This window comes from Spongiibacter sp. C9W, from assembly GCF_057370015.1.
This window is the reverse complement of record NZ_CM170672.1, coordinates 1,007,658-1,024,851: the sequence shown is the minus strand read 5'-3', so window position 1 is coordinate 1,024,851 and position 17,194 is coordinate 1,007,658. Positions and strand designations below refer to the sequence as shown.

Here is a 17,194-nt window from a genome sequence, read left to right as displayed (position 1 = left end):
CTGCTCTGTGTTGATGAGTATTCAGTCGCCGCTATCGATGGCAAATAGCTTGCGTCGCACACTGCGGCGAAACTGCCCCGGCGTCATGGAATAGTACTGCCTGAACAGTTTGCCAAAGTAACTGACGTCGCTATAGCCGCACAGCGGGCTGATGTCCTCGATAGCCAAGTTGGTATTCTTGAGTAATTCTCGCGCGGCATCCAGCCTAAGCCGCTGCAGGTACTGCAGGGGTGACTGACCACAGGCGTGGTGAAAGCGGCGCTGAAAACTGCGCTGACTTAGCCCGCTGCGCTCAGCCAGTTCTTTCATGTTGATCGTGTTGGCGAGGTGTCGATGCATCCAGCTTTGGGCCAGGGCGATCACTTCGTCGCCGTGGCGTGCGCTGTGTTCGCCCCGGTAGGCCTGGTTGGCGAAGGGCTGGCGGCTTTCTGGCGAAAATTGCTGTGTTGCCCGCTGTGCAATCTCCGGCCCCCAGTGTCGATCGATGAGGTGGATAATTAGGTCGGCGGCGCTATTCACGCTGCCGGTGCAGTACAGCGAGCCAGCTTGGGTGATTAAGTGGTCGCGCTGCATTTGAATATTGGGGTAGCGTTGCTCGAAGTCGTCGAAATAGTGCCAGTGTGTGGTCGCCGGTCGGTTGTCGAGCAAACCGGCCTCGGCGAGAAAGTAGCTGGCGTTACCAACGGCGCAAATTTCGCAGCCGCGCAAGGCCAGCTGGCGAAGCCATTGCTGTACATCCCGGCGCTGCGGGCCACCGCGAAGCGGGTGACGCCAGCGACTGGCAATAATCAAAATATCGGGCTGAGGCCAGTCGTTTAGCGGGCGCTCGTCGCTCAATACCTCATCGACGTCCAGCTGAATTCCCCCGGAAACCCTAATAGGGGAGGGCTCCAGGCTAATCGTCGATAGTTTGGCAGGGGCGCTCTGCCGCCGGCTGAGAAATAGGTGGTTGCAGGACTGCAGCAGCTCCATTGGCAGGCAGAGGCTGGTGGCTAAGGCATGATTAAAGCCGAGTAGGCCTATATGTCGTTGACGTTGCATAATGTTGACACTGTTGTCGTTAATGCCATATTTAATGGCTAATTTATCACTATATGCTCGGGATTGGCTACGTACACTGCTGGCTTGAAAATTCGAGTCGTGTTGTAGAGGTGGTGTGTCAGTGAGTCATTTACCCGTGGTTGTTGGTTTTGGCGGCGTTAATCCTGCAGGGCGCAGTTCTTTTCATCACGGCTATCGCCGCCTGGTGCTTGATGCACTGCCGCTGGCGGCGCAGCAGCGCACCCTGCAAAGCCTTGCTGCCTTGATGGGCGTGGATGAACGCATGCCAGAGGCGGAACGCCGCCAACATATACTGGCCCATACCCTGATTCGCAAAATCGAGTCCGCGGCGTTTGATGTCGAGCAGGTAGCCTGGAACAAGCGACTGCACCTAGAAGGGGGAGCGGGGCAGTTTGAGTTTGTGACCTCCGCCAAGCAATTGCCCGAACGTGTGCCTGAGGGCTGGGCGCTGCGTGATATCGGTGGCGGTAAGGTGGCGGTTACCCTCGACGGTGGACTGGATATGCTGTTGCCGACGCATCGCAAAATGGATGTTTCCAGTGCGGGGCAACTGCCAACGGGCTTTGATCCCAGCAATTACTACAGTGCCCGCAACCATCCGCGGGGCTTGCAATTATCAGTATTCGGGGCGTCCGATGCCCTGCAGTCGATGGGGGTCGATTGGGATACGGTGCGCGCCAGTGTCCACCCTGACCAAATATCTGTGTACGCCAGCTCGGCAATGGCGCAGCTCGATGATGCGGGCTTTGGCGGTCTGCTGGCCGCGCGTGCCAACGGTGGCCGCGTTAGCTCCAAGCAACTGGCACTGGGCTTAGCCGATATGCCCGCCGATTTTGTCAGTGCCTACGTGTTGGGGAATGTCGGTGGCACTGGGCCCAGCTTGGGAGCTTGTGCGACGTTTTTCTACAACCTGCGTCAGGCCGTGCAAGATATCCGCAGTGGTGCCGTGCGCGTTGCGGTGGTGGGGGCAGCAGAAGCGGGAATAGATCCGCGGGTGATGGATGGTTACGCCACCATGGGGGCCTTGGCCACGGATGCTGACTTGCTTAAGTTGGACGCCGGTTCGGGGCGTAGCGAAGCGGATTACCGCAGGGCAAGTCGACCGTTCAGCAGCAACTGCGGGTTTACCATTGCTGAGGCGAGTCAGTTCGTCGTGTTGTTTGACGACGCGCTGGCCCTTGAGTTGGGCGCGCAGGTGCATGCCGCGGTGCCCGAGGTCTTTGTAAATGCCGATGGCTATAAGAAGTCCATTTCATCGCCGGGCGTGGGGAATTACCTCACTGTTGCCAAGGCAACCTCAGCGGCAGGGGCGATTATTGGCGAGCACGCGCTGAAGACGCGCTCATTCGTTCAGGCGCATGGCACCAGCACGCCGCAGAACCGTGTGAGTGAATCGCATATCCTTAACGAAACCGCCAAGGCCTTCGGGATTGAGCGCTGGCCTGTCGCCGCGATTAAAGCCTACCTGGGTCACAGTATCGGCGCGGCCTCCGGCGATCAGTTAGTTTCCAGCCTGGGTATATGGCGCGACAATATCCTGCCGGGTATCACCACCATTGACCACATTGCCGACGATGTGCAGCGCAGCAACCTGCACTTGCCCATGTCGCACCTCGAACTTGAAGAAGACAGCATGGATGCGGCAATTCTTAATGCCAAAGGCTTTGGTGGTAACAACGCCAGTGTGTGCCTGTTGTCGCCGCAATTTACTGAGCGCCTATTGCGGGGGCGTCACGGCAGCCACGCCTGGAAAGGCTACTGCGAGCGCCGAGAAGAGTCTGTTGCTCAAGCGAATGCCTATGATGAAGCGGCGCTTCGCGGTGAGTTGTCGGTGCGTTACCAGTTTGGCGAGGGAGTGCTTGAATCTAATGACCTGGAAATACAGGCCGATAGTATCGGCATTGCCGGCTGGCTGAAGCGCGTGGAACTGCCCAATACATCGCCCTACACATCCTGGCTGGCCAGTGAGGATGCGCAGTAAGAATCGTTACCCCTCGGATATCGGCTAAATACCCTCCGGCAACTACGGATGCTGCTGCGCGTTTTTTTCTGGCCAACTGACGGTGTAGAAATCGGCAGATAAAGGGGGAGCATGATGCGAGAGTATTTACGCCACCCAAGTAATATTCCGGTTGATGTCGAAGTTATCGAAGAGCCGGGCGTTTGTCCTGCTCAAGCATGCGATGTCAGTGTTGCGGGCCTGTGTTGCCAGGTTGAAACGCCGGTAAAGCCCGGTTGTGATATCCGGTTTCGCGTGCCGTCGCTGTCGTTTGACTACACCGGCTTGGGCCGCGTGGTGTGGTGTCGCCGCCGTGGCCAACAATACCAATTGGGTATTGAGTTCTGCTCGGGTCGCGACGCCTACCGGGCTCGCATGGTGGAACAGGTCTGTCAGATAGAGGCCTATCGCCAACAGGTTGCCGAAAATGAAGGGCGCACACTCACTGGTGAAGAGGCTGCTGCGGAGTGGATAGACCGTTTTGCGGCCGACTTCGATAAACGCTTTGCCATGGGCTGAGATCGTCCTCCCCGCCATTTCCCCAAAAAAACCTCCTATCGCCAGATGTCGTCAAGATGTCGGTACATTTGTGTCGAGCAAGACAGAACGCGGGATTCATGATTGAATACTCGTCCCGTCAGGGATGCGAGAATAGAGGACGAGAATAGATGAATCACGAAGCGAGCTCTCGGGTGCTGATTAAACTGCCCAGAGATCGAGCCTGGGCGCTGCTGCAAGATCTGACGTTGGCCCATCACTATGTTCCCGGTGTGCTGCGCTGTGAGCTCCATGGTGAACAGCGGCATGGCGTCGGTGCTAGCCGTCGGGTACACCAAAAAATGGGCCGTTGGATGGATGAAACCGTTACCGAGTGGAGTGAAGGTAGTGGCTTTGTTATCCGCTTGCACCGCGAGAATAAAGGGCCTGCCGCGCCCTTTAAAAAAGCCCAGTTTCGCTATCGCCTCGAAGACGCCGGACATGGCCAAACCGCGCTGACGACCAGTCTCATGTTTGATATGCGGTGGGGAGGTTTTGGGCGACTCCTGTATCGTCGCCTGATGGCCGGCGCCTTTCGCGGAATCATCCGCACCATTAGCCTCAATATGAAAGCCTATTATGAATCCCGGGCTGACGAGCCGGTTAACCACGCTGAGATTCAGGCAGTCGGAGAGGGGCAGTGATGGACGCGTTACAGTTGTTGCAACAGCGAAACTCTGCCAGCAAATTAGCTGAGCCGGCGCCGAGTGAAAGCGAAATGGCCGACGTGTTTGCCGCAGCGGCCCGTGCCCCCGATCACGCCCGCCTGCGGCCGTGGCGCTTCAGAGTGATAGAGGGTGATGCGCGCGCACGGCTTGGCGAGCTCTACGCCGATGCTGCCAAACGCCGAAACCCGACACTTGGCGAAGCGGATTTGCAGCGTTTTCGCCGCCAACCCCTGCGTGCGCCAATGATTCTGGTGGTATCGGCGCTCGTGCAAGCGCACCCAAAGGTGCCAAAAATTGAGCAATTACTTTCCGCTGGCTGCGCGGCACATGCGAGTCTGTTGGCGCTTGAGGCGCTGGGCTACGCGGCCATTTGGCGCACCGGCGACCACGCCTTCGACCCCCAGGTTATGGCTGGTCTGGGTATGCAAGAAAACGAAGAAGTCATTGGGTTTTTATACGTCGGCAGTCGCGATGGCGCAGCCAAACCCTTGCCCGCAGTGGCGCCGAACGAATTTGTTGAGAAGTGGACTGGACTATGAATATTGTTGAACCCCCCGTATATGAAACCCTGGCGCTGCGTATGGAGCAGCATGTGGCGTGGGTTGCGCTAAACCGCCCCGACAAAGCCAACGCCATGAATGAGGCGATGTGGAGCGAGCTTCAAGCGTGCTTTGAGTGGTGTGATGGTGAGAGCAGCGTTCGGGCTGTTGTATTGTGCGGCGAGGGCAAGAATTTCTGTGCGGGTATCGATCTGGGAATGTTTGCCGGTTTGGCTGAGGTCATGGCGAAACAGCCCGAGTTGGGTCGTCGCATCGAATGGTTTCGGCGCCATATCAAGTCCTTACAGGCCAATTTAACGGCCATTGAACTGTGTCGAAAGCCAGTAATTGCGGCGATTCAGGGGAACTGTGTCGGCGGCGGTATCGACATGGTCAGCGCCTGTGATATGCGCTTCTGTGCTGATAATGCACAGTTCTCTATCAAGGAAATCGATATCGGCATCGTTGCCGATGTAGGCACCCTGCAGCGTCTTCCCAAGCTCATTTCCCCTGGCCGTGTTAGCGAGTTGGCGCTGAGCGGTCGCAACGTGGGTGCGGCGGAAGCGGAGCGTATCGGGCTGGTCAATACCGCCTATAACTCCTACGAGGAAATGATCGAGGCGGTATCAGAGCTGGCGCAGAGCATTGCTCGCAAGTCACCCCTGGCCGTGCGGGGCACCAAGGAAATGATCCGTTACAGTCGCGACCACAGTGTCGAAGATGCCCTGAACTACGTCGCCACATGGAATGCGGGAATGCTCAGCCAAGAAGACGCGATGCTGGCAATCTCCGCGGCAAACGGCGAGTCGCCAGATTTTAAAGACTAGTCAGCCAAGATTACTATTCGTTTAGGAAAGGGGGATTTTGCTCGACCGAGCTTGTTCCCCTTTCTTCTGTTGGTAAACTACCTGTAACCTGCAGCGCCTTAGATGCTGCCTCGGTGATAATAATCAATGCAAAAAAATACGATTTTCAAGAGTGCGCTGATCCGCTTTTTCCTCCGGCCGTTTTTCAAGCTCACCACGCGTCTGTTGGGGTGGAAAATATTGGGTGAAAAGCCAGAGCACAAAAAATGTGTGCTGATCGCGGTGCCGCATACCAGTAACTGGGACTTTCCAACCATGATGGTGATCGCCTTCGTTCTGGGGCTGGATGTCCACTGGATGGGAAAACACACCCTGTTTCCCCGCGGCCCCCTCGGCGCCATTATGAAGTGGTTTGGTGGTATCGCCGTCGACCGTCGCAAAAACCACAATATGGTTGAGCAGATGGCTGAAGAGTTCAGTCAGCGCGACGAGATGATGTTGATTATTACCCCGGAGGGCACACGCAGCGCGGTGAACCGCTGGAAAGGTGGCTTTTACCATATCGCGCAAGCCGCCGGTGTACCGGTGATCCTGGGCTATTTGGATAGCAATACAAAAACAATGGGCTTGGGCCCGGCATTTTTCCCTACCGGGGATTACGATGCTGACTTGGCAGAAATTGCCAATTTTTATAAGGGAATGCGCGGGCTTAAAAAGCAGTAGACGCGAGCGTCACGGCCCCATTCTCGACATAAATCAATAATAAACGACAGTCACTGGGGCTCACTATGACAGATCGATATCGCTGGGCAGCGTTACTGCTGACCTTCGCTAGTATGGTAGTTGGTAGCTCGGCATTTGCCCTTACCGCCAAAGAGGTGGGTACCGCCGAGATCGCCAGCAATCCTGATGAAAACTGGCTCAGCTACGGCAAGGACTACCGAGAGCAACGCTACAGCGAACTTGCGCAGATTAACCGCGACAATGTCAGCGACCTCGGGCTCGCCTGGTCGTTTGACACAGAATACAACCGGGGCTTGGAAGCAACGCCCATCATTGTTGATGGCGTGATGTACGTAACAGGCAACTGGAGTGTGGTCTACGCACTCGATGCGCGCAGTGGCGAGCTGCTGTGGAAGTATGACCCGAAAGTGCCTCGCGAGTGGGCAAAAATGGCCTGCTGCGATGTCGTTAACCGAGGTGTTGCCGTTTACGAAGGGAAAGTCTTCGTAGGCAGTCTGGATGCGCGTTTGATTGCCTTGGATGCTGCCAGCGGCGAGGTGATTTGGGAGGTGCAAAGCGCCGATATCAAGGCCTACCCCTACACCGTTACCGGAGCGCCTCGCGTTGCGAAAGGCTTGGTATTTATTGGTAACGGCGGGGCTGAATATGGCGTGCGCGGATTTGTCAGTGCGTTTGATGCCGACACCGGTGAGTTGCGCTGGCGCTTTTATACCGTTCCCGGCAACCCCGCCGATGGCTTTGAAAACGAAGCAATGCGCAAAGCAGCTGAGAGCTGGACGGGCAAGTGGTGGGAGTACGGCGGTGGTGGCACCGTGTGGGACAGCATTGTCTACGACGATGAGTTGGATCAGCTGTACATTGGTGTGGGTAACGGCTCCCCCTGGAATCACCGCGTTCGCAGCCCCGAAGGGGGTGACAACCTCTACCTCTCGTCCATTGTTGCCCTGGACCCCGACAGTGGTGAATACCTCTGGCACTACCAAGAAACGCCTGCTGAAACATGGGACTACACGGCGACTCAGCACATTATGCTTGCCGATATGGAGGTGGATGGCGCAACGCGTAAAGTGATCTGGCACGCGCCGAAAAATGGCTTCTTCTTCGTGATTGATCGCGAGAATGGCCAATTACTCTCTGCCGAGCCCTATGCCGATGTGAATTGGGCAACGCATTACGATATGGCGACAGGGCGGCCGGTAGAAACCGACATTGCCCGCTACCCAGACGGCCCTGAATTGATTCGTCCCTCATCAATGGGGGCGCACAACTGGCAGCCAATGGCCTACAGCCCCGAGACGGGTTATGTGTATATTCCTGCGATCAGCAGCTTGTTCCAGTACGAAGACGTGCAGGACTACTTGCATCGCTGGGGGCAGTGGAACCTCGGTATTCCCCTGCAACAGCCGCCGCTGCCGGACCCAATTTTGGCGCAGCTGATGACCACCAAAATGACGCGTGGCTCGCTGCTGGCGTGGGATCCGAAGACCCAAAGTGCGGCGTGGGAGCTACCTCATAAGTTGACGTGGAACGGCGGATTGTTGGCGACCGCAGGCGGCCTTGTCTTCCAGGGCACTGCCGAGGGCGAGGTGATTGCCGTCGATGCTAAAACCGGTAACAAACTGTGGACCTTCGATGCGAAAACCGGCGTTATGGCGCCCCCAGTCAGCTACCAAATAGACGGTGAGCAGTACGTAACTATTTTGGTCGGATGGGGCGGTGCCTTCGGCTTGATTGCCGGCCTGGAAAGAGAACATGCGCCGCCACCGAGCCGGGTGCTTACGTTTAAGCTGGGCGCCTCGGGTGCCTTGCCCGACAATCCTGAAAAGCAGCTTCACGAGCCGCCGCCGAGACTGACCGAAGACGAGGCCGTATTAAACGAAGGCCGTGAACTCTATTACGCCTACTGCAGCGCGTGCCACGGCACAGAAGTTATTTCGAATGGCGCGATCCCTGATCTTCGTCACTTGCCTCGGGCATTTCATGACAATTTCAATGCCATCGTGCTTGATGGGGTAATGAGTAAGCTCGGGATGGTCGGCTTTGGCGATGTACTCAACGAGGAGCAGGCCTACGCCGTTCACGCGTATATTCTTGAGCAGGCGAATATCAATAAAGAACTTCGTGAGCAACCACAGTGGTGGCGCGATATTAAAGCCTGGTTCTTTTCTGGTTTGGCCTGGTTGGTTGGCTTACTGACGTAGCGTCGTTTAGCAAGCCCTTATGAAGAGGCCGAATGGCCTCTTTTTAGTTTGAGTGTCAGCGACAGGAGAAAAGGTATGTACCGGCGAGTGGAATTAACAGCCTTTGGTGACCCGGAGAAACTGGTCATCAAAAGAGAAGCGGCACTCCCTGAGCCCGGCGTTGGCGAATTACGCGTGAAAGTGCTGGCTGCTGGCACCGGCTTTACAGACACCATTATTCGCCAAGGGCAGTACGTTGGCGTGAAGGAGAAGCCGCCTTTTACACCCGGTTACGACTGGTTTGGTGTTGTTGATGCCGTTGGTGACGGGGTTAGCGACTTTGCGGTGGGCGATGCGGTGGCGGATATGCCAGTGATCGGCGGCTACACCGAGTATCTCTGTGTTCCCGCAAGCCAGGTCGTGCCCGCGCCGCCTAATTTAGATGCGGCGTCGGCAGTGTGTATGATTCTGTCATATACAACGGCCTACCAAATGTTGACCCGCGAGGCCAATATGCGCGAGGGGCAGAGCTGCCTTATTCACGCTGCCGGCGGTGCCGTGGGCACGGCGTTATTGGAGCTCGGGCGCCATATGGGGCTAAAAATGTATGGCACGGGCTCAGCGTTTAAAAAAGAGGTGATTGAGCGTTTTGGGGCAACCCATATTGATTATCGCAGCAGTGACTTTGAGGCGGAGATAAAGCGTTTAACAGGTGGCGAAGGCGTCGATGCGGTCTTTGACACCATCGGCGGAAAAAACTGGTCGCGCTCATACCGCTGCCTTAAGTCAGGGGGGTGTCTGGTGGGCTTTGGCGCCCTGCAACTGACAACGGGAGAGGAGAGCGTGCCCAGTGTGATATTTGGCTTTGCCAAATTACTGGGTCTGTGGAAGTTGCTGCCCGATGGCAAGAAAACGCGGTTCTACAATATTCAAACCCGGCGTGAGAAACAGCCCGATGATTTTATCGCCGATGTAAGCGCCTTGTTTGCCATGCTGGCTGCGGGAGAGTTGCAGCCGGTTATCGCCGAGCGCGCACGCTTGGATGACATTGTTGAGATCCATCAGCGTCTTGACCGGGGTGAAATTGCCGGAAAAGTCGTGCTCGAGATGGCCTGATCCCACCCCTGTCATCGCCGGGGGCCCCCGTCGCCCCGGCTTATCCGTATTTACCCTTACATGCGCTGCCCATATAACAAATTTGTTGAATAAATTCGGGGCGCGCGATTGTGTCTAACGTATTCCCTATGGTAACGCCTGAAGTTTTGCACTGAGGTTACCAGTTTTCCACATAATCTGTGGATAAGTTGGTGGGTAAGTTGTCAGTTTGTGGCGCTAGGTACGATGGAATCGGCCTTGTAACAAATTGTTCAAAATTTAGCCATTATTACAAAAGTCAATAAAAACAATAGGTTGTGGTGTTTTTGTGATTTTTTGTATGACTTTTGAGCGCTAAGCTTGTCACATTTGCTACAGCAGCCCTAACTGTGAATAAGTGTTACGTCAATAGTTGATTTATGTAACGTGTTACCAAACGCCACCATGTTGCAGTGTGGCGCACGGTAATGCTCATAGATGGTGCATATCAGCGCGCGCCAGGGCCCGCATAGCTGCAACCGCTGGTGCAGGTTTCACGCATCTCGACCCGAAGTAGCGCAGGCAATTGCGGCTTGAGCTTCTGCCAAATCCAGATCGCCAGGTTTTCACTCGTCGGATTCTCTAGGCCGGGGATATCGTTGAGATAGTAGTGATCCAATTGGTCGATAATCGGCTTAACGGCAGCTTTGATATCACCGAAGTCCATAATCCAGCCAGTGTGGCTATCAGGTTCCCCGCCGACCACTATGCGTAATAGAAAACTGTGCCCATGCAGTCGTGCACATTTGTGCCCTTCGGGAACGTTGGGTAGGCGGTGAGCGGCTTCAAAAGTAAATTCTTTGAAAATTTCCACAGATTAATCTCTGGCTGAACGAGTGGGGCGGCTATGGTAATCAGCTGTGTATAAGCTGTACAGCACGCAGCTAAATCCAATTGTTCATTTGCTGTGCAGAATGAACAATTAATGAGCTTCCTTTTGTACGAAAAATAAGCGAAATCAGTTGGATAGCGTTTTTTTCATAAAATTTTAAAAAAACTTATCGGAGAGGTTTGACAAGAAAAGCGATTACTGTAGAATGCGCCTCACTCGATTGAGAGGGGTGATTAGCTCAGCTGGGAGAGCATCTGCCTTACAAGCAGAGGGTCGGCGGTTCGATCCCGTCATCACCCACCAAATCGAGGTTGTTTAAAGTATGCGGACCGGTAGTTCAGTTGGTTAGAATGCCGGCCTGTCACGCCGGAGGTCGCGGGTTCGAGTCCCGTCCGGTCCGCCAACTTTAACACGCTAAAGCCTCTCTTTAGCGCCATGCAAAAGACCTCCTTTCTTCTATACCTATCTTCTTTTTCAAGTTGTAAACTCCGCAATCTGTTGTGTCACAATTCTATGTCGTGTGCCCTTTGTGTCGCCGATTAGCGCTATATTACTGCTAGTGAAGATTTGTTGTGGAGAGTTCTGTGTCGGCACTTACCGAAGCCATTATGTTTATTCGCGACGGCGAGGTTGTGAAGGAGATGTTCTTCGCCGAGTTCGAAGCGGTGCTGGACGACGTTGTCGGTGTGCCGGATTTTGCTGGTCAGCAATTGCAGGCGGTGTTTGTACAAATCAACACAGAAATGAAAATTACCGGAGCGGTTTTTTTTGTCATCAGCTTTGACAAGCGCGGCCGTATCACCGGAAATTGGAACATCCCGCTTCGCCACTTACTTGATCATGCCAGTTTCGGCCCCGACCTGGGTGGGGGTGTTACGAAAGTTGCTTGTCACAGCGCTTGCCCGGTGTCTTGGTATCGCAATCAACTCTGGGATCCAGTAATGGAAGGGCACCAGACCTTTTCGGCTCTGGTCGCCGCGGTGCAGCGCAACCGCTTGGGTATTGTCAGCGATGCCCTGAACACCGGGCCCGAGCAAACAACGGTATCGGATTTTTTTCGCCGCCATGTACCCCCGCAGGGGGGGGATGCGGAGCCGTCGGTTTCCGTGGCGGCGGACTCGGCTACCCCCATCTTCCATCGTCGCTATCGGGAGCGACTCAAGGCCTTAAAGAGCGCGGAGCAGTTGCGCCTGGCAACAGTGCAGCAAAAGCATCAGTCACGTTTTGAGACCGCTGAAGAGGAGTTCAGTCGCCAACTAGCGGAAAAAAATGACGAGCTTGCGGCGTTAAAAGAGATGCTAGCGGGCGAGGTGGCGCAGCGGCGTCAACTTGAGGCCAGCCTAAATAAGCAGCAACAGCTGCTCGATGAGCAAAAAACCGAATATGAAGGTTTACTGGAATCGGCAGGCAGCCAGGGTGCTTATTCCGAAGAATTAGAGAAATTGCGCAAAAGCTATGAGAAGGAGCTAAAGCTTAAACTGCAGCAGCAGGCGGTGGAATTTGAAGAGCGCTTGAATCGCCGTGAAAATGAGCTCTATCAGCGCTCCACGGAGATTGTGGAGCTGCGCAGTGAGCTGAGCCGATTGCGAGAGCAGAATCGAGAGCTGTTGCTCAATGACGACAGCAAAATGCTGCAAGATATGGCTGAGAAAGGCGTTGTGTTTGTTGCCTATCACCCGGGTATTGAGCACCTGGTGATCGACCGAGAAGAAATGCCATCGTATTTGCGCGACCCGCAGTCATTTGCCGCCCACCGCTGCGAGGTGAGTGTGGAGCGCTATCAGCGTTGGTTGCAGCATTACCGGCTGCCGATTTGTCGCCACCAAAATCCCGCCGGCGAATACTGTGGGCAACCGCTGATTAAAGTAATGCGCCCCAAGTTATTCCGCGAAGGGGAGAGTGACCGCTGCAAAGATCATCGCGGTGGCTGAGCCCCTTATTCAACCGCTTGATGCTTATCACTCTCCCAAAGTGGATATGCTGCGTCTGGATCGCTTTGATGCGCTGGCCCCTGGGAATAAGTGGTTCAAGCTGCGCGAAAATATTGCCGTAGCCCGAAAGCAGGGTGCGCGGTGTTTGGTGAGCCTGGGTGGCGCGTATTCCAATCATTTGCATGCCTTGGCGGCATGGGGGCACCACAATCGCTGGCCGACGGCGGCATTCATTCGCGCGGATGAGGCTCAAGTGACGCCCTGCATGGCAGACCTTCGGCGCTGGGGTATGCGCCTGGTTCATCTGAGCCGCAGTGACTACCGTCGACGGCATGATCCTGAATATATCGCCAGTCTCCTGCGCGGCTTTGATCGTCCGTATTTTATTCCCGAGGGCGGTGCCAATGCGCTCGGCGCATCGGGTTGCGCGGATATCGCGGCGCTGCTGCCAGACTGTGGTGCTGACTATTCATTGATTGTTACGGCCTGTGGAACGGGCGCAACGCTTGCGGGATTGGCGTCGGCGGTTGCGGGCTCGACACGTATATTGGGTATACCCGTTCTCAAGGCCGAGGCCTTTATGGCGCGCGATATTGCGCAAATACTTGACGACTTAGGTTCGCCGCGAAAAAACTGGCACCTGGACCATCGTTTTGCGGGTAAGGGCTTTGGTCGTGTCAGTGGTGAGCTGAGCGAGTTTATTCTGCGCTTTGAAGCACAGCAGCGTGTGCCGCTTGATCCGGTTTATACCGCAAAGCTTTGCTTTGCCGTCGACGCGATGCATAAGCGCGGTGAGTTAGCGAGGGAGTCCCGGGTGCTGGTTATTCACTCGGGGGGCTTGCAGGGGAGAAGTGGCCACCCAGCACTCTTTAATCAATCTGTGTTGGGGATTAGCGGCCAATGCTCGGGGACAACGAAGCAACGCTCTAACTTTTGATTTATCAACATTTGCGGGCGCTTGGTCGCCAGCGCGATCGCTTTCTCGATGCCCTGGGTTTGCTGGTAGTCTGCCGATAGCCAGTGAGGCTTTTCTAATAGGCGCCATGTTGCCTGCTCTTTTTCGGTTTTCTGCGTGGTGAATTGCTGAACCGAAAACCACGTTCCCTTGGGATGGTCGTTATTGAGACAGGCGCTTGTTGCGCGTTTCCCTTGTGGATAAAACAGGACGCCAGCCACCCTCAGTAGCGCTTTGCAGTGCTCGATACCGACATTTGACATGGCTAACGCGCCCTCCGGGCTGTTAGCTAGCGGTAGCTGGTGAGTTTGCAGTCTCTCGAGCTTGCGGTCGAGGCGATCTGCGCTATTGGGCCCCAGCCACGCCGATAGCGGAATGTCACCCGGGCGCGTGGCGAGAAAGAACTTAACCGCCAGCTCCAGGTGGAAGCTCTGCTGCAGGGTGTGGTCGTGATAGAGGATATCGAACTCGCCCAGGGTTCGGCCGCGGGCATTTCGGACGGGTAAGTTGTGAGCGATCAGTTCGGTGCTGCGATCCTGTTCGAGAAAAAAGTGCCACAAGGACTCGAAGACCAGCCCTAAGCGTGGGCTTTTGCAGCGCTCTTGTAGGTGTTTTCGCAGTGGTTGGTCGTCGTTGTCCAGCGACTGCAGCCATGCCATTCGCTCGGGGGTGAGCGCAAGCGCTGGGTGGTCGCCGATGTTGACCAGCGGCGCTGAAAAACAAGCCCATGCCAGGGCGCGAGTATAGGGCGAGACGAAGTGCTGTAGGTCTAATGGCTTGATAGATCGGTATCCTGGTTTGCTCAGACGCACACAAGGTTTGCATTGTATTCACGTGGGCTGGTTATAATGGCGGCCCCGCGCATGGCAGCAGTAATTATGGAACAGTTCCGCAATATAGGGGTCATCGGCCGAGAAGGCAACGGTGTCGCCGTCACGCTTAAACGCCTGTTGGACTACCTCCAGCAGAGAGAGCTCAGCGCCGTACTCGACGAGCAAATCGCCGGTTTAATGTCTGGTCATGGCCTCCGGGTTTGCAGTCGCCGGATGATCGGTGAAATTTGCGACTTGATCATTGTGGTGGGCGGCGACGGTAGCTTGTTGGGCGCCGCGCGGACCTTGGCGCGACACAATGCCCCGGTGCTTGGCGTGAACCGCGGCCGCTTGGGGTTTCTCACCGACATTTCACCCGATGAAATAGAGAGCCAAGTTGGCGCGGTATTGGATGGCCATTACCGCCTGGAAAAGCGCTTCCTGTTGGACGTGGAACTGATGCGCGGTGGTGAGCGCGTAGGTAAAGGCGACGCCCTCAACGATGTGGTGCTCAACTCGGGCACCAGCGGCCATATGATGGAGTTCGAGCTATTTGTCGACGGCGAGTTTGTCTACCGCCAGCGCTCCGATGGTTTAATTATCTCAACACCCACGGGGTCTACCGCGTACTCGCTGTCTGCCGGTGGCCCCATTATGCACCCGCGTTTGGATGCAATCGTCATCGTGCCAATGTTCCCGCACACCCTGAGCAGTCGCCCTATCGTCATTGATGGAAAAAGCGAAATAAGCATGGTGGTGTGCGACTGCAACACCGCGCAGCCACCGGTAACGTGCGACGGCCAGTTGCGCATGACCAGTCAGCCGGGCGATGTGATTACGGTGCGTAAAAAGCCGCACCGTATGAAGCTCATCCACCCGCTTGATCACAGCTTTTATGCCAGTTGTCGCGATAAATTGGGCTGGGGGGCGCACCTGCCTGCCGGGGATGACGATGACTGAGTACTATATCGCGCTACGCCTTCCTCTCGATGAGAATTTAGCCGACTTTTCTGCTTTGTTGTGGCAGCAGGGTGTTGCTCACCACATTGCTGAAGAGGGAGGGAGTCAAATTCTTCGCGTCGGTGATGAGGAACAGGTTGCCGTTGTGGCAGAGCTCTACCAAAAGTTGCGCAGTGGCGAGCTGCACATTACTCGCCACTCAGTGGCAGCGCCTCAGTCAGTGCAGTCGCGCTCACTTCGCCAGCGGCCTGCGGTGGCGGTGTTGTTGTTACTCAGTATTCTGGGGGCGCTGTTACCGGCTGTGGATAGCAGCTTTCGGGCGGTGTCTTCGCTGAGCTTTTACCCCTTGGATCTCGGCGCGGGTAAGATTGTCGCCGACTGGCCAGTTGGGCAGTGGTGGCGGCTGTTAACCCCGATGTTTCTTCATTTCGGTCTGCTGCATATTGCCTTTAATGGCCTGTGGTTATGGGAATTGGGCGGGATGATTGAGCAGCGGCAGGGCAGTGTGACGCTGCTGGCGATGGTGATACTTATTGCAGCGGCTTCAAACATGGCGCAGGCGATGATGTCGGTGTCGCTATTTGGCGGTATGTCGGGCGTTATCTACGGCTTGCTTGGCTATATCATTGTTTGGAATCGACTGCGGCCAGCCGAGTCACTGCCACTGGTAAAGGGCGTTGCCGTGGTCATGCTGGTGTGGCTTGTGGTGTGTATGGCAGGCTTTACCCGCCTGCTCGGGCTGGGGGAAATCGCCAACACTGCTCACCTTTCTGGCCTGATTATGGGCGTATTGCTCGGCATTGGCGCATCGTTTTTGCGGCGCAAAAGCGTATAAGCCAGCACTACTCACTCTGTTATAATTCTCGTCTTTCACGAGCGGCCTGTGGAGGGCGCTATGGATTTTGAAAAACTCATCGATAACTTGGATCCGGCAATTTATGCCTCGCTTAAGCGCGCGCTGGAAATTGGCAAATGGCCGGATGGCCGCGTGTTAACCGACGAGCAGCGAGCGCATTGTATGGATGCGGTTATCGCCTACGACCACCGCCGCAAGCCCGAAGAGCAGCGGGTGGGGTACATTGATAAAGGCAGTAAATCCGAGGGGGATAGCTGCGACGGACACGGCGATAACGGCGCTGAAAAGCCGATAAAGTGGGCCGACTCCTGATGGCTTTGTCGAATGTAGCCGGGGCGGCATCGAAAATGCGTACCGCTCTGGAAGATAACGAAGCCCAATACACACTGACGCTGGGGCAGCAGTCGGTGCCAATGAATCCGCTTATTGGCAGTCGAGTGACGCTGGCCTACCAACAGCAAATTCACTGTGTGCACTGCGGTCGCTTGTCCAAGAAAAGTTTCAGCCAGGGGTACTGCTATCCCTGTTTTCAGCGCCTGGCGCAGTGCGACAGCTGTATTGTCAGCCCCGAAAAGTGCCACTATTTTGAAGGCAGTTGCCGAGAGCCTGAGTGGGGCGAAGCGCACTGCATGATCGACCACATTGTGTACTTGGCGAATTCGTCGGGGGTGAAGGTGGGAATTACCCGCGGTACTCAGCTACCGACGCGCTGGATCGATCAAGGTGCAGTGGCGGCGCTGCCTATTTTTCGGGTGAGCAATCGATTGCAGTCCGGCCTGGTCGAAAGCGCTTACAAGGCGCATGTGGCCGATAAAACCAGCTGGCAGGCGATGCTGAAGGGCACCCCTCCTGAACAGGATCTGTACGCGCGCCGCGACCAGCTCGCGGAAGTCTGTGGCGACGAGATCGACGCACTGCAGAAGCGCTTCGGTCTGCAGGCTATCCAAACTATCGATGATGCGGACGTTCAGCATATTCGCTATCCCGTGGTGGAATATCCCACCAAGGTGAAGTCATTTAATCTCGACAAAGTCCCCCTTGCAGAAGGCACCTTAATGGGAATTAAAGGTCAGTATCTGATCTTTGATACCGGTGTGATTAATATTCGTAAATACGGCGGTTACCAGCTGGAGTTGAGCAGTCCGGCTCTGTAGATCATCCGCCTTTGAGGAGAGCAGT

17 protein-coding genes and 2 tRNA genes are annotated in these 17,194 nt (G+C 55.6%); 16 read left to right on the top strand and 3 right to left on the bottom strand.

Translation table 11 applies throughout. The annotated features are described in order from the left end of the window. Window positions 1-21: 21 nt before the first annotated feature. A complete protein-coding gene (locus AC2Q8J_RS04930) occupies window positions 22-1,041 on the bottom strand; it encodes a GlxA family transcriptional regulator (RefSeq protein ID WP_486452281.1) in 1,020 nt (339 codons plus the stop codon). A gap of 121 nt (window positions 1,042-1,162) precedes the next feature. Here AC2Q8J_RS04930 and AC2Q8J_RS04925 point away from each other — a divergent pair, with 121 nt between their 5' ends. The 8 genes from AC2Q8J_RS04925 to AC2Q8J_RS04890 all read left to right on the top strand — a co-directional run bounded on the left by AC2Q8J_RS04925 (window position 1,163) and on the right by AC2Q8J_RS04890 (window position 9,651). Beyond that, entirely contained in the window at window positions 1,163-3,043 is a 1,881-nt protein-coding gene (locus tag AC2Q8J_RS04925; RefSeq protein WP_486452280.1) for a beta-ketoacyl synthase, read from the top strand. Window positions 3,044-3,154: 111 nt separating this feature from the next. Continuing rightward, the gene (locus AC2Q8J_RS04920; protein ID WP_486452279.1) at window positions 3,155-3,580 is read left to right on the top strand and encodes a PilZ domain-containing protein; all 426 of its coding nucleotides are present in this window, start codon (window positions 3,155-3,157) and stop codon (window positions 3,578-3,580) included. A gap of 149 nt (window positions 3,581-3,729) precedes the next feature. Continuing rightward, window positions 3,730-4,242, top strand: coding sequence for an SRPBCC family protein (locus AC2Q8J_RS04915; RefSeq protein ID WP_486452278.1), 513 nt, complete (start codon window positions 3,730-3,732; stop codon window positions 4,240-4,242). Next, window positions 4,242-4,805 (top strand): nitroreductase family protein, encoded by a 564-nt coding sequence (locus tag AC2Q8J_RS04910; RefSeq protein ID WP_286837744.1) that lies wholly within the window; start codon window positions 4,242-4,244, stop codon window positions 4,803-4,805. The genes AC2Q8J_RS04915 and AC2Q8J_RS04910 overlap by 1 nt, the downstream gene beginning before the upstream one ends. Continuing rightward, window positions 4,802-5,632, top strand: a complete 831-nt coding sequence (locus tag AC2Q8J_RS04905) for a crotonase/enoyl-CoA hydratase family protein (RefSeq protein ID WP_204997003.1) — start codon at window positions 4,802-4,804, stop codon at window positions 5,630-5,632. Before AC2Q8J_RS04910 ends, AC2Q8J_RS04905 begins: the two co-directional genes overlap by 4 nt. Window positions 5,633-5,758: 126 nt before the next feature. Further along, window positions 5,759-6,334: a lysophospholipid acyltransferase family protein gene (locus AC2Q8J_RS04900; RefSeq protein WP_486452277.1), complete on the top strand. Its 576-nt coding sequence runs from the start codon at window positions 5,759-5,761 to the stop codon at window positions 6,332-6,334. Between the two features lie 65 nt (window positions 6,335-6,399). After that, window positions 6,400-8,556 carry a PQQ-dependent dehydrogenase, methanol/ethanol family gene (locus AC2Q8J_RS04895; RefSeq protein WP_486452276.1) on the top strand — a complete coding sequence of 719 codons (2,157 nt, stop codon included), beginning with the start codon at window positions 6,400-6,402 and terminating at the stop codon, window positions 8,554-8,556. Window positions 8,557-8,631: 75 nt separating this feature from the next. Then, on the top strand, window positions 8,632-9,651 hold the full coding sequence (locus AC2Q8J_RS04890) for a medium chain dehydrogenase/reductase family protein (protein ID WP_486452275.1): 1,020 nt from the start codon (window positions 8,632-8,634) through the stop codon (window positions 9,649-9,651). A 466-nt stretch (window positions 9,652-10,117) separates the two neighbouring features. Here AC2Q8J_RS04890 and queD read toward each other — a convergent pair whose 3' ends face one another. Beyond that, window positions 10,118-10,483, bottom strand: a complete 366-nt coding sequence (gene queD, locus AC2Q8J_RS04885) for a 6-carboxytetrahydropterin synthase QueD (protein WP_286694850.1) — start codon at window positions 10,481-10,483, stop codon at window positions 10,118-10,120. Window positions 10,484-10,728: 245 nt separating this feature from the next. Here queD and AC2Q8J_RS04880 point away from each other — a divergent pair. From AC2Q8J_RS04880 to AC2Q8J_RS04865, 4 genes are all read left to right on the top strand, one after another. Then, window positions 10,729-10,804, top strand: a tRNA-Val gene (locus tag AC2Q8J_RS04880). A gap of 23 nt (window positions 10,805-10,827) precedes the next feature. Beyond that, window positions 10,828-10,904 (top strand) — tRNA-Asp (locus AC2Q8J_RS04875). A gap of 181 nt (window positions 10,905-11,085) precedes the next feature. Next, window positions 11,086-12,432: a hypothetical protein gene (locus AC2Q8J_RS04870; protein WP_486452274.1), complete on the top strand. Its 1,347-nt coding sequence runs from the start codon at window positions 11,086-11,088 to the stop codon at window positions 12,430-12,432. Next, a complete protein-coding gene (locus tag AC2Q8J_RS04865) occupies window positions 12,401-13,369 on the top strand; it encodes a 1-aminocyclopropane-1-carboxylate deaminase/D-cysteine desulfhydrase (RefSeq protein ID WP_486452273.1) in 969 nt (322 codons plus the stop codon). The genes AC2Q8J_RS04870 and AC2Q8J_RS04865 overlap by 32 nt, the downstream gene beginning before the upstream one ends. On the opposite strand, the gene AC2Q8J_RS04860 is transcribed toward AC2Q8J_RS04865, so the two are convergent. Beyond that, entirely contained in the window at window positions 13,306-14,199 is an 894-nt protein-coding gene (locus AC2Q8J_RS04860) for a DUF1853 family protein (RefSeq protein ID WP_486452272.1), read from the bottom strand. The two genes, AC2Q8J_RS04865 and AC2Q8J_RS04860, sit on opposite strands and share 64 nt — an antisense overlap. 66 nt (window positions 14,200-14,265) lie before the next feature. Here AC2Q8J_RS04860 and AC2Q8J_RS04855 point away from each other — a divergent pair, with 66 nt between their 5' ends. From AC2Q8J_RS04855 to AC2Q8J_RS04840, 4 genes are read left to right on the top strand one after another with little or no spacing between them, the layout of a single operon-like run. Then, entirely contained in the window at window positions 14,266-15,159 is an 894-nt protein-coding gene (locus AC2Q8J_RS04855; RefSeq protein WP_027872843.1) for an NAD(+) kinase, read from the top strand. Beyond that, window positions 15,152-15,994, top strand: a complete 843-nt coding sequence (locus tag AC2Q8J_RS04850; RefSeq protein WP_486452271.1) for a rhomboid family intramembrane serine protease — start codon at window positions 15,152-15,154, stop codon at window positions 15,992-15,994. The genes AC2Q8J_RS04855 and AC2Q8J_RS04850 overlap by 8 nt, the downstream gene beginning before the upstream one ends. 60 nt (window positions 15,995-16,054) lie before the next feature. Continuing rightward, on the top strand, window positions 16,055-16,327 hold the full coding sequence (locus AC2Q8J_RS04845) for a YeaC family protein (RefSeq protein ID WP_027872841.1): 273 nt from the start codon (window positions 16,055-16,057) through the stop codon (window positions 16,325-16,327). Further along, complete coding sequence (locus tag AC2Q8J_RS04840; RefSeq protein WP_286837849.1) at window positions 16,327-17,169, top strand: DUF2797 domain-containing protein; 843 nt, start codon at window positions 16,327-16,329, stop codon at window positions 17,167-17,169. Before AC2Q8J_RS04845 ends, AC2Q8J_RS04840 begins: the two co-directional genes overlap by 1 nt. Window positions 17,170-17,194 lie beyond the last annotated feature (25 nt).

Coding starts and splice junctions, on each gene's coding strand:
- AC2Q8J_RS04905 (WP_204997003.1), top strand. CDS start 4,802: ATGAATATTGTTGAACCCCCCGTATATGAAACCCTGGCGCTGCGTATG.
- AC2Q8J_RS04845 (WP_027872841.1), top strand. CDS start 16,055: ATGGATTTTGAAAAACTCATCGATAACTTGGATCCGGCAATTTATGCC.
- AC2Q8J_RS04910 (WP_286837744.1), top strand. CDS start 4,242: ATGGACGCGTTACAGTTGTTGCAACAGCGAAACTCTGCCAGCAAATTA.
- AC2Q8J_RS04895 (WP_486452276.1), top strand. CDS start 6,400: ATGACAGATCGATATCGCTGGGCAGCGTTACTGCTGACCTTCGCTAGT.
- AC2Q8J_RS04930 (WP_486452281.1), bottom strand. CDS start 1,041: ATGCAACGTCAACGACATATAGGCCTACTCGGCTTTAATCATGCCTTA.
- AC2Q8J_RS04920 (WP_486452279.1), top strand. CDS start 3,155: ATGATGCGAGAGTATTTACGCCACCCAAGTAATATTCCGGTTGATGTC.
- AC2Q8J_RS04855 (WP_027872843.1), top strand. CDS start 14,266: ATGGAACAGTTCCGCAATATAGGGGTCATCGGCCGAGAAGGCAACGGT.
- AC2Q8J_RS04850 (WP_486452271.1), top strand. CDS start 15,152: ATGACTGAGTACTATATCGCGCTACGCCTTCCTCTCGATGAGAATTTA.
- AC2Q8J_RS04900 (WP_486452277.1), top strand. CDS start 5,759: ATGCAAAAAAATACGATTTTCAAGAGTGCGCTGATCCGCTTTTTCCTC.
- AC2Q8J_RS04840 (WP_286837849.1), top strand. CDS start 16,327: ATGGCTTTGTCGAATGTAGCCGGGGCGGCATCGAAAATGCGTACCGCT.
- AC2Q8J_RS04890 (WP_486452275.1), top strand. CDS start 8,632: ATGTACCGGCGAGTGGAATTAACAGCCTTTGGTGACCCGGAGAAACTG.
- AC2Q8J_RS04915 (WP_486452278.1), top strand. CDS start 3,730: ATGAATCACGAAGCGAGCTCTCGGGTGCTGATTAAACTGCCCAGAGAT.